This is a genomic window from Rhizobium sp. NZLR10 (assembly GCF_019685125.1).
GTDB lineage: Bacteria > Pseudomonadota > Alphaproteobacteria > Rhizobiales > Rhizobiaceae > Rhizobium.
Map to the genome: position 1 here is coordinate 264,056 of NZ_JABDWE010000004.1, position 14,083 is coordinate 278,138.

18 protein-coding genes are annotated in these 14,083 nt (G+C 61.7%); 3 read left to right on the top strand and 15 right to left on the bottom strand.

The features are described from left to right. The first annotated feature begins 133 nt into the window (after positions 1 to 133). Positions 134 to 1,660 carry an ABC-F family ATP-binding cassette domain-containing protein gene (locus HJB82_RS08870; protein WP_207583450.1) on the top strand — a complete coding sequence of 509 codons (1,527 nt, stop codon included), beginning with the start codon at positions 134 to 136 and terminating at the stop codon, positions 1,658 to 1,660. Between the two features lie 80 nt (positions 1,661 to 1,740). Here HJB82_RS08870 and HJB82_RS08875 read toward each other — a convergent pair whose 3' ends face one another. From HJB82_RS08875 to HJB82_RS08885, 3 genes are read right to left on the bottom strand one after another with little or no spacing between them, the layout of a single operon-like run. After that, the gene (locus HJB82_RS08875; protein WP_221116997.1) at positions 1,741 to 2,520 is read right to left on the bottom strand and encodes a VOC family protein; all 780 of its coding nucleotides are present in this window, start codon (positions 2,518 to 2,520) and stop codon (positions 1,741 to 1,743) included. Positions 2,521 to 2,554: 34 nt separating this feature from the next. Then, complete coding sequence (locus HJB82_RS08880; protein ID WP_221139836.1) at positions 2,555 to 3,022, bottom strand: DUF1579 domain-containing protein; 468 nt, start codon at positions 3,020 to 3,022, stop codon at positions 2,555 to 2,557. Between the two features lie 32 nt (positions 3,023 to 3,054). After that, positions 3,055 to 3,783 (bottom strand): thioredoxin family protein, encoded by a 729-nt coding sequence (locus HJB82_RS08885; RefSeq protein WP_207583447.1) that lies wholly within the window; start codon positions 3,781 to 3,783, stop codon positions 3,055 to 3,057. Positions 3,784 to 3,871: 88 nt separating this feature from the next. On the opposite strand from HJB82_RS08885, the gene HJB82_RS08890 reads away from it, so the two are divergent. Beyond that, positions 3,872 to 4,393 carry a MarR family winged helix-turn-helix transcriptional regulator gene (locus HJB82_RS08890; protein ID WP_207583446.1) on the top strand — a complete coding sequence of 174 codons (522 nt, stop codon included), beginning with the start codon at positions 3,872 to 3,874 and terminating at the stop codon, positions 4,391 to 4,393. Between the two features lie 63 nt (positions 4,394 to 4,456). Here the strand turns inward: HJB82_RS08890 and HJB82_RS08895 are convergent, their stop codons facing one another. Beyond that, positions 4,457 to 4,879 carry an organic hydroperoxide resistance protein gene (locus HJB82_RS08895; RefSeq protein WP_003580247.1) on the bottom strand — a complete coding sequence of 141 codons (423 nt, stop codon included), beginning with the start codon at positions 4,877 to 4,879 and terminating at the stop codon, positions 4,457 to 4,459. A 125-nt stretch (positions 4,880 to 5,004) separates the two neighbouring features. Here HJB82_RS08895 and HJB82_RS08900 point away from each other — a divergent pair, with 125 nt between their 5' ends. Next, entirely contained in the window at positions 5,005 to 5,493 is a 489-nt protein-coding gene (locus tag HJB82_RS08900; RefSeq protein WP_207583445.1) for a MarR family winged helix-turn-helix transcriptional regulator, read from the top strand. A gap of 55 nt (positions 5,494 to 5,548) precedes the next feature. Here the strand turns inward: HJB82_RS08900 and HJB82_RS08905 are convergent, their stop codons facing one another. The 11 genes from HJB82_RS08905 to HJB82_RS08955 all read right to left on the bottom strand — a co-directional run bounded on the left by HJB82_RS08905 (position 5,549) and on the right by HJB82_RS08955 (position 13,913). Next, entirely contained in the window at positions 5,549 to 5,782 is a 234-nt protein-coding gene (locus tag HJB82_RS08905) for a hypothetical protein (protein ID WP_164010655.1), read from the bottom strand. A gap of 239 nt (positions 5,783 to 6,021) precedes the next feature. Next, positions 6,022 to 6,258 carry a 30S ribosomal protein S21 gene (gene rpsU, locus HJB82_RS08910; protein WP_003569533.1) on the bottom strand — a complete coding sequence of 79 codons (237 nt, stop codon included), beginning with the start codon at positions 6,256 to 6,258 and terminating at the stop codon, positions 6,022 to 6,024. Positions 6,259 to 6,316: 58 nt separating this feature from the next. Beyond that, a complete protein-coding gene (locus HJB82_RS08915; protein ID WP_164010656.1) occupies positions 6,317 to 6,601 on the bottom strand; it encodes a cold-shock protein in 285 nt (94 codons plus the stop codon). 159 nt (positions 6,602 to 6,760) lie between these two features. After that, positions 6,761 to 6,970, bottom strand: a complete 210-nt coding sequence (locus HJB82_RS08920) for a cold-shock protein (protein ID WP_003546468.1) — start codon at positions 6,968 to 6,970, stop codon at positions 6,761 to 6,763. A gap of 257 nt (positions 6,971 to 7,227) precedes the next feature. Next, positions 7,228 to 7,962 (bottom strand): L,D-transpeptidase, encoded by a 735-nt coding sequence (locus HJB82_RS08925; RefSeq protein WP_207583442.1) that lies wholly within the window; start codon positions 7,960 to 7,962, stop codon positions 7,228 to 7,230. Between the two features lie 139 nt (positions 7,963 to 8,101). Further along, positions 8,102 to 8,908 (bottom strand): L,D-transpeptidase, encoded by an 807-nt coding sequence (locus HJB82_RS08930; RefSeq protein ID WP_221116999.1) that lies wholly within the window; start codon positions 8,906 to 8,908, stop codon positions 8,102 to 8,104. Between the two features lie 106 nt (positions 8,909 to 9,014). Continuing rightward, complete coding sequence (locus HJB82_RS08935; RefSeq protein ID WP_221139837.1) at positions 9,015 to 9,707, bottom strand: nucleotidyl transferase AbiEii/AbiGii toxin family protein; 693 nt, start codon at positions 9,705 to 9,707, stop codon at positions 9,015 to 9,017. 55 nt (positions 9,708 to 9,762) lie between these two features. Further along, on the bottom strand, positions 9,763 to 9,966 hold the full coding sequence (locus HJB82_RS08940) for a hypothetical protein (RefSeq protein ID WP_246762733.1): 204 nt from the start codon (positions 9,964 to 9,966) through the stop codon (positions 9,763 to 9,765). Between the two features lie 70 nt (positions 9,967 to 10,036). After that, positions 10,037 to 10,957 carry a S9 family peptidase gene (locus HJB82_RS08945; protein WP_207583438.1) on the bottom strand — a complete coding sequence of 307 codons (921 nt, stop codon included), beginning with the start codon at positions 10,955 to 10,957 and terminating at the stop codon, positions 10,037 to 10,039. 118 nt (positions 10,958 to 11,075) lie between these two features. Continuing rightward, entirely contained in the window at positions 11,076 to 12,701 is a 1,626-nt protein-coding gene (locus HJB82_RS08950; RefSeq protein ID WP_207583437.1) for a cisplatin damage response ATP-dependent DNA ligase, read from the bottom strand. A 201-nt stretch (positions 12,702 to 12,902) separates the two neighbouring features. Then, on the bottom strand, positions 12,903 to 13,913 hold the full coding sequence (locus HJB82_RS08955) for a ligase-associated DNA damage response exonuclease (protein ID WP_221139838.1): 1,011 nt from the start codon (positions 13,911 to 13,913) through the stop codon (positions 12,903 to 12,905). Positions 13,914 to 14,083: the final 170 nt, after the last annotated feature.

Consider the following 14,083-nt stretch of genomic DNA (forward strand, 5'->3'; position numbering starts at 1 on the left):
GTGGCCAATGCGGCGCCGTATCCTAAGGTTCGAGCGCGCATTCCTGTAATTTCCCGGGCCAATTTCCCGCAATCCCGTGATGGTTGAACGCCCCGGGTCGCGCGCGATACCCGATCAGGACCAGAGAACGATCATGACACTCATCGCTATCCGCAATCTCGGCGTGACGCTGGGCAATTCGTTGTTTTCCAAACTCAATCTCGTCGTCAATTCCGGCGACCGCATCGGCCTTGTCGCCGCCAATGGGCGGGGAAAATCGACGCTGCTTGCCTGTATCACCGGCGCGCTCGAACCAAGCGAGGGCGAGATCACCAAAGCGCGAGGGCTGACTATCGGCCATGTCGCGCAGAATGTGCCGCCCGCAATGTTCGATACGCCGTTTTACGATGCGGTGCTGCAGGCGCTGCCTGCCGATCAGGCCGAAAGCGAAAGCTGGCGCGTCGACGTGGTGCTGGAATCGCTCGAGGTGCCGGAGGTCATGCGCCGGCGGCCGCTGAAGCAGTTGAGCGGCGGCTGGCAGCGGCTTGCCATGCTTGCCCACAGCTGGGTCAGCGAACCCGACGTGCTGCTGCTCGACGAGCCGACCAACCATCTCGACCTCGAAAAGATCGCGCAGCTGGAGGGCTGGCTGAATGCGCTCCCCCGCGACGTGCCGGTTATCCTCTCCAGCCACGATCGCGCCTTCCTCGATGCGACGACCAACCGGACGCTATTCCTGCGGCCGGAGCAATCGCCGGTCTTCGCCCTGCCCTATACCCGGGCCCGCGCCGCCCTCGACGAGGCCGACGCATCCGAAGCCCGGCGTTATGAGCGTGACATCAAGGTGGCGGAGCAATTGCGCAGGCAGGCGGCCAAGCTCAACAATATCGGCATCAACTCCGGCAGCGACCTGCTCGTCGTCAAGACCAAGCAGTTGAAACAGCGGGCGGAGAAGCTGGAGGATGCAGCAAAACCGGCGCATCTCGAGCGCTCGGCCGGCGCCATCCGGCTTACCAACCGCGGCACGCATGCCAAGGTGCTGGTGACGCTGGAGGATGCGGCGGTGACGACGCCGGATGGAACGCTGCTGTTCAAGACCGGCCGGCAATTCATCTGCCAGGGCGACCGGATCGTGCTGCTCGGCCTGAACGGCGCCGGCAAGTCGCGGCTGGTCTTGATGCTGAAGCAGGCGATCGAAAGACCGGAGACCGCGCGCGATAGCATCAAGGCGACGCCGTCGCTGGTTCTCGGCTATGGCGACCAGGCGCTTGCCGATCTTGCCGACACCGACACGCCGATCGGCACGATTATCCGCCGCTTCGATGTCGGCGATCAGCGGGCACGCGCGCTGCTTGCCGGTGCCGGCATGACGATCGACATGCAGGCAAAACCGATCGGCCAGCTTTCCGGCGGTCAGAAGGCGCGGCTCGGCATGCTGGTGCTGAGGCTGACCGAACCGAACTTCACCCTGCTCGACGAGCCGACCAACCACCTCGACATCGAGGGACAGGAAGCACTGGAGAGCGAGCTGATGGCGCACGAAGCCAGCTGCCTGCTGGTATCGCACGACCGCAGTTTCGTGCGGGCGGTAGGCAACCGGTTCTGGCTGATCGAGAGGAAGCGGCTGGTGGAGGTGGGGAGCCCGGAAGGTTTTTTTGCATCGGTGGCGAGTGGGGTTTGAGGGTGTGCCGTGCAGCCCCCTCAGCCGCCCGTGAGGGCGGATGAGGGGGCCGGTGGCACGACGCCAAAAGCAGCCCAAAACTACCGCTTCGGTGCGACCAGGCAGAAGAAGGCGCCTTGTGGGTCCATGGCCTGGATGATCCAGCTGCCGCCGGGGACTTCCATCGGGCCGTGGACGACCTTGCCGCCGCCTGAGGTGACGCGTTCAATCGCGGCATCGAGGGTCGGCACGATGAAATAATAGCTCCAGAACGGCATCGGGATGTTTTCCGGCTTGGTCATCATGCCGCCGATCTGCTTGCCGTTGTGGGCGAAGAGGTAGTAGACGCCCATTGGACCCATGTCCATTTCACTGTCCTTCGTCCAGCCGAACAGCTTGGAATAGAAGGAGACAGCGTCTTTGCCGTTGCCGGCATAGAGTTCATGCCAGCCGATATTGCCGGGCGCATCGGGGGCTAGTTCCGGCCAGGTTTTGTCCATCGGCGCCGGCGTCATGATGCAGAGCACTGCCCCATGCGGATCGGCGACGACGGCGAAACGGCCGACACTCGGGATATCGTCCGGCGGACGGCGGACCGAACCGCCATTGGCGGCGAAATCCTTGGCCGACTGGTCAACGTCGTCGACATCGACATAACCCGTCCAGTTCGGCGGGATGCCCTTGCCCTCGAGTTCGGCCGGAAATTCCATCAGGCCGGCGACGCCGATGCCATTCGCCTCGAAGATCGTATAGGGCGGCATGCCCTCCACTTGCATTTCGGAAGTGCTCCAGCCGACGACCGAACTGTAGAATTTCGCGGCAGCCGATGTGTCGGGGGTCATCAACTCGCACCAGATGAACTTTCCATGCGTCTCAGACATCATACTCTCCCTTTAGGCTTGAGCGCCGTGATTGTCAGGTCTTGCGGGTGTAATGCGCTTCCATGAACTGTTTCCAGGCACCATCCGGCTGCCTGACGCTGGAGATGAAGGTGCGGTGATCGGCGTCGACGAAGGCAATCTGCTCGCGGTAATCGGCAAGCCCTTCGCTGTTGAAGTCGGGCCCTGTGGTATAGAGATCCAGCACGTTGCCCGAGGCGTCGAGTTCACCCTCGTAGACCCACATATAGTCCATCATGCTGCCGATCCAGCTGCCGACATATTTGCCTTTGGCGGCGTTATAGCCGAGCGTCAGGATGCTGGTGCCTTGCTTGCCATCCGGCATGCGGCCGGTGCCTTCGGCAACCCACCAGATGCCATGCAGCGAGCGGACGGCTTCGGTCCAGCGCTCGTCGCCGGACATTTCCGGTGCGGTGACGGTCCATTCGCCGATCAGCCTTTCCAGGAAGGAATGTTCCTTCAGCACTTCAGCGGTCTTCAACATCCTTCTCTCCCTTGCATGATGTTGGCCTTATTTCAGTGACAGCAGGATGGCGTCTTGGCAGCCTCGTCGTATTCGTCGTGGCGGCGCACGAAATTCATCGTGCTGTCCTCGTTGCGGCCCTTCGGCGCCCGGTCGAGGATCATCAGGGTGCCGATCAATTCCTCCGGGCCGCGGGCATAACTCGAATAGGTATGGAAGACTTCGCCCTTGTCATTGCGGTAGAAGGCGCTGAGACCCGGCAGTTCGTCATTGGCATCAGCCGGCAGCATGGGAGTGAAATTGTAAAAGACATTGTCTTTGGCAAGATCCTCTGGGCTGAAAGAGACGTGATAATCGAAATTGAAATCGCTGCCGAAGGACGAGACCCAGGGGAATTTCCAGCCCATGCGGCTTTTGTAGGCGGCGATCTTGTCGAGCGGCGCGCGTGAGGCGGCGACCCAGGTGACGTCGTGATGGTTCAGATGCGGCAAGGCGCCGTCGACATGATCCGACAGGAAGGAGCAGCCGGGGCAGCCGGCATCCCAATCCGGGCCGAGCATGAAATGGTAGATCAGCAACTGGCTGCGGCCGTCGAAGAGATCGGCTAGCGACCTCCTGCCTTCAGGCGTTTCGAAGACATAATCCTTGTCGACCTTCACCCAGGGCAGCGCCAGGCGCGCGACGTTGACGCTATCGCGCAGCCTCGTCGCCTCTTTTTCTTTTGCCAGAAGTGCACGGCGGGCTTCGAGCCATTCCTCGCGGGAAACAACTTCATTCTGCATGAAATGCGCCCTCCTCCGGCGCCTGCCGGTGAAGCCGGCTCATCTCCTTCTCCTTGACTAATTACATTGATATCAATAGAAATGAAGCATGTCAAATTCGATCGAGATTCCCTTTTCCACGACGCTGCTGGTGCGCGACACCTGCCTCTGCCTGCATGTGCAGCGCGCGGCGCGGGCGCTTGCCCGGCTGTTCGACGATGCACTGAGGCCGGCCGGGCTGACTAACGGGCAGTTTTCATTGCTGATGTCGCTGAACCGGCCGGAGCCGCCGCCGATGGGACCGGTCGCTGCCTTGCTGGCCATGGACCAGACGACGCTGACGGCGGCGCTGAAGCCGCTACAGCGCAAGGGCTGGGTGACAGTGGTGGAGAATCCGAGGGACAGACGTGGCCGGCTGCTTGTCCTCACCGGCGAAGGCAAGGCGGCACTGGCAAGGGCACTGCCAATCTGGGAGAGCACGCATGCGGGGATTGATGGCACGCTGCCGGATGGCAACTGCACGCGGCTGCGCGGCGATCTGCAGGCGCTGTCATCGATGACGGCAGAGATCCCGAAATCGGCACCCTCGCCCCGCCGCTCCCGTCATGGCGAAGAGGCAGCGGCTGAATAGGATACGCCTCCTGTCCCGCGAGGTCGCGGCAGCCGATAGGGCTGCCGCTCCCTTTGGAATCGATCAGGCAACTGTGACCGGAACTTCGGTCGACGTGCGCATGGCGTGGCTGTAGGGGCAGACGATGTGGGCGGCGGCGGCGAGCTTTTCGGCGGTTTCGCGGTCGAGACCGGGGATGTTTACCGTGAGCGCCACTTCGATGCCGAAGCCGGTGCCATCTTCACGCGGGCCGATGCCGACCTTGGCGGAGACCGTCGTGTCCTCCGGAATCTTGACCTTCTGCTGGCCCGCGACAAATTTCAAAGCACCGAGGAAGCAGGCGGAGTAGCCGGCGGCGAAGAGCTGCTCGGGATTGGTGCCGGTCGCGCCATCGCCGCCGAGTTCCTTCGGAACGGTCAGCGTCACGTCCAGAACGCCGTTTTCGGAAACGGCGCGGCCAGCGCGGCCGCCGGTGGCAGAGGCTTTGGTCGTATAGAGAATAGGCATGACGATCTCCTTTGATTGGCCCGTCGTTTGGGGCTGGACTTTTAATATTGCACAATTAAATTGTACGCAAGTGAATTTTGCAAATTGCATTTCGAATTCGAAAAGAGGACAATCGGACCTCAGGGATGATGGATATGAAAGCGCACACGATAAAGACGATGGAGATACCGCAGGAGGAAAAGCGGCTGGAAAAGCAGTTGTGCTTTGCGGTCTACGCGACGGCGCATGCTTTCACCCGCGCCTACAAGCCGATTCTCGACAGGGTCGGCCTGACCTATCCGCAGTATCTTGTGATGCTGGTGCTGTGGGAACGCGGCGAGCTGCCGGTGAAGACGATCGGCGAGCAGCTGGATCTCGATTCCGGCACGCTGTCGCCACTGCTGAAGCGGCTGGAACAGAACGGACTGATCAAGCGCATCCGCGACCTGCGCGACGAGCGGCAGGTGATCGTGTCGCTAACCCCGGAAGGTCAGTCAATGAAAGGGGAGATCGATACGATCATGACGGCGATCGGGCAAGCCGCCGGCTGCACGCTCGAGGAAATGGCCGCGATGCGCGACATGCTGCATCGGCTGCGAGGCAATCTCGGCCGAGCCGGCACGGGCGGCGGCTGACCGCATCCGCCCGGTTAGTCTAAGAGGGATAGCCTAACGGTTCTGCGGCCGAGGATCACGGCCGCTTCACAGCCGCCTTGGCCGGCGACCGGCGCTTCTTTGCGGGCGCTGCTTCAGGTCCGGCCTCAGCCTCCTGCTGCAGACGCAGGGCCTTCAACTTTTCCGTCTTCTTGTCACGGGCCGAGGCCTCGGCCGCGATAATGGCGCGCGCCGTGTGATCGGTCGCTTCCGCCTTGTCGCGAGACGAAAGCTTGGCGGGATTGAAGAATTCTCCCTTGGTGGCGGTCATGTGCCCCTTTCTCAGGTGATGACGGCTGATTTAGGCGCGATTCACGGCTGAACCATGGTTTCATGGTCGAAAGCCGCGATTGTGCGGCTAGGCCATGATCCCACAGCTGGCCGCAATTCCGCGGCCAAGCCGTGATTCGCCAGTCAGCCGTGATTCCGCGTTAGCACGCGATTCCACGGACGGACCGTGCTTCCACGTTGGCCGCGATGCAGCGGCCGGGCCGTGATTCCACGGCCGGGTTAGCGGGCGCGGAGAACCTTCTTCGGTGCCGGCAGCAGGCCTTCGCGCTGCAGCTTCTTGCGGGCAAGCTTGCGCTGGCGGCGAATGGCCTCGGCCTTTTCGCGGGCGCGCTTCTCGGACGGCTTTTCAAAAGCGCTGCGCGCCTTCATTTCTCGGAAAAGGCCTTCCCGCTGCATCTTCTTCTTGAGCACGCGGAGCGCCTGATCGACGTTGTTATCCCTGACGAGTACCTGCAAAGTGATATCCTTCCTGTCACGGCGGCGAGGCCGCACTGTCAATAATGAAACGGCGAAACTACTTGCCCGTTCTGATGCTCGAAAACTTCAGCCAGGGCTCTGCGCCGTCGGACTTGGCCGCTATCTCCAGGGGAGCTCTGGATGGCGATTCCCCGGTATCGATATCGGCCTCAGTAATGCGGCGTTCGAAATTTTCCGCGTCGAAGCGGACGCGATATTGCACATGCCCGTGATCGTTGGGCAGAATGCTGGCGATCCGGCAGCGCTTGTCGGCCTTCGCCGTGCGGGTAAGACCGGATTTCAGCACGATCATATCGCCGATCTTATAGTTTGGTCTGCCCATTTCAGCGTCCCTTCGACTTTCGGCTGCTCACTGGTCAATCAGAACGAGGTCATTCGGAAAAGCCCAGCGGTCAAAGCAAAAAGGCCGGGTTGGCACCCGACCTCTTCCAGTCACTCAGCCATTTCGCTGCCATTATGGTCAGCACAGGCGAATGACAAATCATGCGGCCTGAAGGTTATCGGCCGAATTCTTGCCGGACTTCTTGTCGCGGACGAGATCGTAGCGGATCTTCTGACCTTCAACGAGTTCGCGCATACCGGCGCGTTCGACCGCTGAAATATGGACAAAAACGTCCGTAGAACCATCATCGGGCTGAATAAAGCCAAAACCCTTGGTGCCATTGAACCACTTGACGACGCCTGAATTCATAACGATCTCCTTTTCAACCGTTTGTGTTTCGCCTGCGGAATGTCCGACAAGCCGTATCGATGTTGAGAGGATATCTGACGGAGCGCTTCAGCGCGTGGACAAAGGTCGCAAGCAATTCGATACGCACCATGTAGGATATTTAGCGAATTAAGCAATGGTTTTTTGAAAAATAAATCTCTCGCGGGCGCAAAACGGGCCGTTTCACCGGGGAAAACGGAGTAATCCGAGGCGGCTGGTTGACGGCCGCCTCGGTGACATTACTGCAAGACGACGATCGGCGCTTTCGTCGGAGCGCGATCGTAGAGATCGATGATATCCTGGTTCAGCAGCCGCACGCAGCCCGAAGAGACTGCCTTGCCGATCGAGCGCCAGTCGGGATTGCCGTGCAGGCGGTAGAGCGTGTCTTCCCCGTTCGAGAAGATGTAGAGCGCGCGGGCGCCGAGCGGGTTCTTCAGGCCCGGCTCCATGCCGCCGTTCTCGATCGAATATTTGACGAGTTCCGGCTGGCGGGCGACCATCTCGTTCGGCGGCTTCCAGCGCGGCCATCTCTGACGCCACTGGATGACGCCTGAGCCCTGCCAGGCGAAACCCTCGCGACCGATGCCGACGCCATAACGCATCGCCATGCCGTCACCCTGGACGAGATAGAGGAAGCGCGACGGCGTATCGACGACGATGGTGCCGGGGGGCTGGCCGGTGGGATCGAGGACGCGCTGGCGATAATAGCGCGGGTCGATCTGCTCGTAGGGAACGGCAGGGATGAGAAAGCCGCCGTCCTCGACGGGGCCATACATGACGGCAAGCTCGGCCCCGCTCGGCGTGCTCGACGCTTCCGGGGACTGGAACAGGCGCATGGGCGAACGGTAGGTGATCGTCGTATCGCCCGATGTTACCGTATTGGCCGAAGAGGCGCAGCCGGTGAGCGCGGATACTGCTGTCAATGCCGAAAAGGAAAGAAAGCTGCGGCGGGAAAGATGTCTATCGAAGCTCATGACGCGGGACTGATTTCCTCTGATGCGGGAATCCGAGATAACAACATCAGAAGATCTATCGGCTTGCGCCAAATAAACCATAGCTTCACGCAGACGTGTCCGGCCTTGGGCGGACGATATCGGCGGCGCTGTTGCAGCGCTACATCACAACGATCTCCGCCTTGGCAGGAAGGCGGTCATAGAGATCGACGACGTCCTGGTTCAGCATGCGCACGCAGCCCGACGAGGTGGCCTTGCCGATCGACTGCCAGTCGGGCGTGCCGTGGATACGATAGAGCGTATCCTGCCCCTCCTTGAAGATATACATGGCGCGGGCGCCGAGCGGGTTCTGGAGACCCGGGTTCATGCCACCGTTTTCCGCAGCAAAGGGGCGAACCTCGGGCTGGCGTGAGACCATTTCCACCGGCGGTGTCCAGCGCGGCCATTTCTGTTTCCACTGGATGACGCCGCGGCCGGACCAGGCGTAACCATCGCGGCCGAGGCCGACGCCATAACGCATCGCCTTGCCGTTCGCTTCGACGAAATAGAGGTAATGCGCCTTTGTATCGACGACCACGGTGCCGGGACGCTCGGTGGTCTGGTAGTCGACCTCCTGGCGCAGGAACTGCGGCTGCACACGGCTGACGGGGATGGCCGGCAGGGTGAAATCCTCATCGCGAAGCGCACCATACATCGCCATGTGCACCGGATTGGTGACCGGCAGGCCGTAAGTCTGATGGAACTGGGTCTTGTAGAGCTCGCGCGTCTGCGGCACCGGCTGATCGGGGATCGGCCGCACCCGGCGCGGATCGACGCCGGGCGGCTGATAGAAGACCGGCGAAGTTTCCTGGACGAAACGGGCGGGCGAATCGGCGGCGACATCGGGAATGAGGATGTTGCAGGCGCTCAGCGACGCAACGACCACCACCAGCCCGGCAATCGGGAAGACCCGGCGCAGAAAATTCATGGAACCACCCTTATCAACGGTCGGCAAGACAGCGACATCTGCCGGGACGATGGCATTCGCGGCTGGCGCGAGGCTGGTGTTGATGGCGGGCGGGAAAGCCGGGAGATTAAAACAACCAGAGCCGCTGCGCCTCGCCACTAAGGGCGGCGATTGCCCGCACGGCAAGATCGCCGTCCATCTGTAGAACGCTTGCGGCATGTCTCAATTCGGTCTCGTCCTCAAGTCTGGTGATGACCCAACCGATCTTGCGTTCAATGTCTTGCCCATAAGCTTGCGTCGCCTTCAAAACGGCGGCAGCGGGAATCTCCGTGTAGCGGGTGAGAAGCATGCCGAGGTCGATAGCATCACGGTAGGCGACAGCCCTGTCCTGGCAGCGGTTGGCGAGCAGTTTTTCGGTAAACAAATCAGGCAGCGACAGAATTGAAACATTCAGCCGCGAATCGAAAGCGCCTTCAAGAGCGATCCGCGCCTCGCGCACGATTTCGAAGCGAATAGGCTGGTCGTCGAGGGCAAGGACCGTCCGCACGCCGTACTGGTCCGTCCTGAAGTCCCTGAGCGTCGTGACCGGCTCCCCAAAAAACGCTCCCACGCCGCTTTCGACCGCCGCCGTGCGCAAGACGCGATATCCTTCGCTATCCGCACAGAGAAAATCGACGTCGAGCGACAGCCGGTATTCGTCGAGAAGCATGACAATGGCTGTTCCGCCGGCAAACCAACACTTGTTGGCCAGAAAAAAATCCGCCTTCATCAGCCGAAGGGCCGCAGCGATGGTGCGATGTTCGGAACGTCTGAATTCCATGATGGCCACCTGGTTTCTGCCCAAGCTTAAAGGCGAACGATAAAGAAACGGAAAATCAGGAGACGAGCAGAACACCGTTGCCGTAGGCGGCAGCCAGTTCGCGGATCAGCCGCATCTCCCGCTCAGTCAGCCGGCCGGTATCGACGAAACGCCAGTTGCGTTCATACAGCGCGAAAGCCTCGCAGGCAGGTATCGCGCGCGCGGGATCGCGATTCCAGACGAGCGATTTCAGCTCGGGGAAGTCGTTCGGCACAACCATGCTCTCTGCGTCCGTCTTCATGCCGGGAATATAGGCCTAACGGGCCTGTATTTGAAGCGGCGGCAAAAAATCAGGCCGCAACTCCATGGAAGAAGCGGATGCTCTGTTCGATCTCGGCCGGCAGCGCCGAGGTGTGATTGCCGGCGACGGTTTCGGTCTCGATATGCACGCCGTTGGCGCGGGCGCGGCGGGCCAGCAGATCGGCGCGGTCGTTGAAATGCGGCTCCTCCGTGCCATGGACGACACGGACCGGACATTTGAAGCTGTGGGCGTAACACAGTGCTGAACGCACCTCGAATTCACGCGTATTGCTGTCGTCGAAGCGGATATCCTGGGGATAGCGGTTGAAGAAGCGGAATGCGTCGGGGTTGCCCGATATCGGCGCGGCGGCGCGGAATTTCTGGGTGCTCATCGCCGTCAGCATGGTCAGCGTGCCGCCGATGCTGTGGCCGGCGATGAACAGGCGCCCCGAATCGACACCCGGCAGATGCGCCAGGCGCTCGGTGGCGGCGAGAACGTCGTCGACCTCGTCGTAGAAGCCGGAGAAATTGCCCATCTGGCCGTTTTCGCCGCGCAGCGACGGCATCATCACGATATAACCGGCATCCATATAGGGTTTCATCAGCTGCCAGTGGCCGGCGCCCATGGCGTTGCCGCCGTGCAGGAAGAGCACAGCCGGCTTGCCGACGCGCTCACGCTTGTACTTCGAGACCCAAGCGGCCAGTTCCAGCTCGCCGTATCCCGAGCGATAGAAGATCTTGTCGGCGTCGGCAGGTGCGCTCAGCAGTTCGTATTTGTCGGGCGCCGGGCCCTTCTGCAAAAGCTTGGTGCGGAAATGGTGGCGGACCTTGGCATAATCGCGCTTGGCAAGCCGCGGTTCATCCGGAACGTCGAACGCCGCTGCCATTTGCGGCAGGACGAGTGCGCCGGCAAGACCGGCCAGCACGGCACGGCGTTGGAGGAAAAAGGAATTCCGTTCATTCGAGCTCATAACGCAGCACCCAAATCATTTCCCCGGCACGCGAGATTTGCACCGGAAGATCGTTGCCGCCAATACACATCGTGTTGAAAATATCGTCCTGCGGCATTGTTGCACAGGATATTGGCCCTCACCCCGGCTTGGCGTCGATCATGGCGATCAGCGTGCGCAGCCGGTCGGCCTCGTAGCTGGGTTTGTCGGGGCGAAGGCGGGCGATGCGGGGGAAGCGCATGGCGACACCCGATTTATGCCGGGTCGAGCGGTTGATGCCTTCGAAGGCCACTTCGACGACGAAGCCGAAATCCTTGTCGGCGCGCACCGCCCGCACCGGGCCGAAACGTTCGGTGGTATTGTTGCGCACGAACTTGTCGAGCACTTCGAGTTCGGCATCGGTGAAACCGAAATAGGCCTTGCCGACGGGCACCAGCTGTTCACCGTCCTCGTCATCGGCCCAGACGCCGAAGGTGAAATCGGAATAGTAGCTGGAGCGCTTGCCGTGGCCGCGCTGGGCATACATCAGCACCGCATCGACATTATAGGGATTGCGCTTCCACTTGAACCAGGGCCCCTTCATGCGGCCGGCCTGGTAGACGCTGTCGCGGCGCTTGATCATCACGCCCTCGATGACCGGATCGGGCGGGGCGGCACGGAGACGGTCAAGTTCGTCCCACGACGAGAACGGCACGAGCGGCGAGAGGTCGAAACGGTCGTGGGGGGCGCGATCGATGATCTCGGCCAGCCGGTCGCGGCGATCGATATAGGGGTGGCCGCGAACATCCTCCTCATCGTCGAAAAGCAGATCATAGGTACGGATGAAGGCCGGGTAGTCGGCAAGCATCTTTGCCGTCACCGTCTTGCGGTTCAGCCGCTGCTGCAGGTCGGAAAAGGTTCGGGTCGGGCTGTTGGAGCGCGCGGTGCCGCCGACCAGCAACTCGCCATCGACGACGCCGGAAAAACTGATTGCCTCGAGAATATCGGGAAAGGCGCCAGATATGTCGTCGCCGGAGCGGGAATAGATCTTGCGCCGATCGCCGGAGCGGGAGAGCTGGACACGGATGCCGTCCCATTTCCATTCGGCGGCATAACTCGCCGGATCGAGACTGGTGAGATCCCCCTCCTCCACCGGATTGGCGAGCATGACCGAATGGAAGATCGCCGGGGTGGCCAGCACCGGCTTTTCGCCGCTAGCCGCCAGCCATGCGAACAGCGTCTCATAGGGCGGCTGCAGGCCGTGCCAGAGGGTTTCGATCTCGGTGACGTCCCTATCGCCGAGGTCGGCCAACGCCTGCTTGGCAAGCCGGGCGGAAACGCCGATGCGCATGGCACCGGTCGCCAGCTTGATGAAGGCGAAGCGGCCGGACGGATCCAGCCGGTCGAGCAGATCGCGGACGAAGCCGCGCACTTCGGTGCGGCCGAGCGCGTTCATGCCGGCGACGACTTCGCCGAGACGCGGCTGCGAAAGGGCCGAACGGTCGATATCCTGCTCATTATCCCAGACGAGCGAGATGGTTTCGGCGAGATCGCCGACATAGTCATAGGAATAGCGGAACAGCACCTCATCGATGCGCTCCAGCACCAGTTCGCGCAGCATGGCGGGCTTGACGTTGCGCACCTCCAACGTGCCGGCGATGGCGGCCAGACCGTAGCCGCGGTCCGGGTCCGGCGTGTCGCGGAAATAATCGGTGAGCAGCTTCAGCTTGCCGTTGCGGCTGGGGGTGAGGACCAGGCGGTCGAGGAGGTCGGCGAAGGCTTTCATCTTGACCTCCGCATTCCGGGGAAAGACCCCTCCCCAACTCCTCCCCACAGGTGGGAGGGGCTAATATGCGGCACTGCCTTGTCCTCCTTCGACCGCAGCGTTTTCGGTGATTTCATCGCGAGACGATGCGGCAGGTTAAGCCCCTCCCCCTTTTGGGGAGGGGTTGGGGAGGGGTTTTGATCCAGGGTGCCGCTCATCGCCTCAATCTGCCTCATCCTCATAACCGACCAGATGCAGCGGTTTGGCCTTGATGCCCTGCAGCTGGCACCAGCGCACCAGCGCCTCCTCGCGGCCATGGGTCACCCAGACCTCGGCCGGGTGCAGTTCCCGAATGGTTTCCGTCAGTTCCGGCCAGTCGCAATGATCGGAGATGACGAGCGGCAGTTCGACGCCGTGCTGTCTGGCGCGCTGGCGCACCATCATCCAGCCGGAGGCGAAGGCCGGCAGCGGCTCGTTGAAGCGGCGGGCCCAGCGGTCGGCGAAGGCCGATGACGGGCCGATGACGACGGCACCCTTGAAGGCGGATTTGTCACGGCTTTCGACCGTGGCCGGCAGCAGCTCGCCGAGATCGATCCCTTGTTCGACATAATAGTCGCAGAGTTTTTCCATGGCGCCGTGGATATAGATCGGTTCGGCATAACCGGCATCGCGCAGCAACCGGATGACGCGCTGGGCCTTCCCCAGCGCATAGGCGCCGACGAGATGGGTGCGCTCGGGAAATTGCCGCAGCGAGGCCAGCAGTTTGCCGATCTCATCCATCGGATCGGGATGGTGAAAGACCGGCAGGCCGAAGGTCGCCTCGGTGATGAAGACATCGCAAGGGACCGGAACGTAGGCGGCGCAGGTCGGGTCGGGGCGGCGCTTATAATCGCCGGAGACGACGATGCGGGTGCCATTCTTCTCGATGGCGATCTGGGCCGAGCCGAGCACATGGCCGGCGGGGTGAAAGCTCACCTTGACGCCGTTGACCAGCAGTTCCTCGCCGAAGGCCGCAGCCTGCTCGCTGGCGCAGAAACCCTCGCCGTAACGCAGGCGCATGATGTCGAGCGTCTGGCGGGTGGCAAGTACGTTCACATGGCCCGGCCGGGCATGGTCGGAATGGCCATGGGTGACGAGCGCCTGCTCAACTGGCCGCACCGGGTCGACATAAAAGCCGCCTTCCGGACAATAGAGCCCTTCGGGGGCAGGATAGAGCAGCGCATCAGGTCTCATGAAACGAGAGATAGCGGGAAATGGACGCGAGGCCAGAGGGCGAAAACAGGGATTGTCGAATGCGCCGGAAACGCGCAATGCATAAGCTCGACTCCATCGGACGCTGGTCGAAACAATTCGGACAGTAACGTCAATGGCCGCCTTTCCTCAAGACGGCCATGATGATCTCC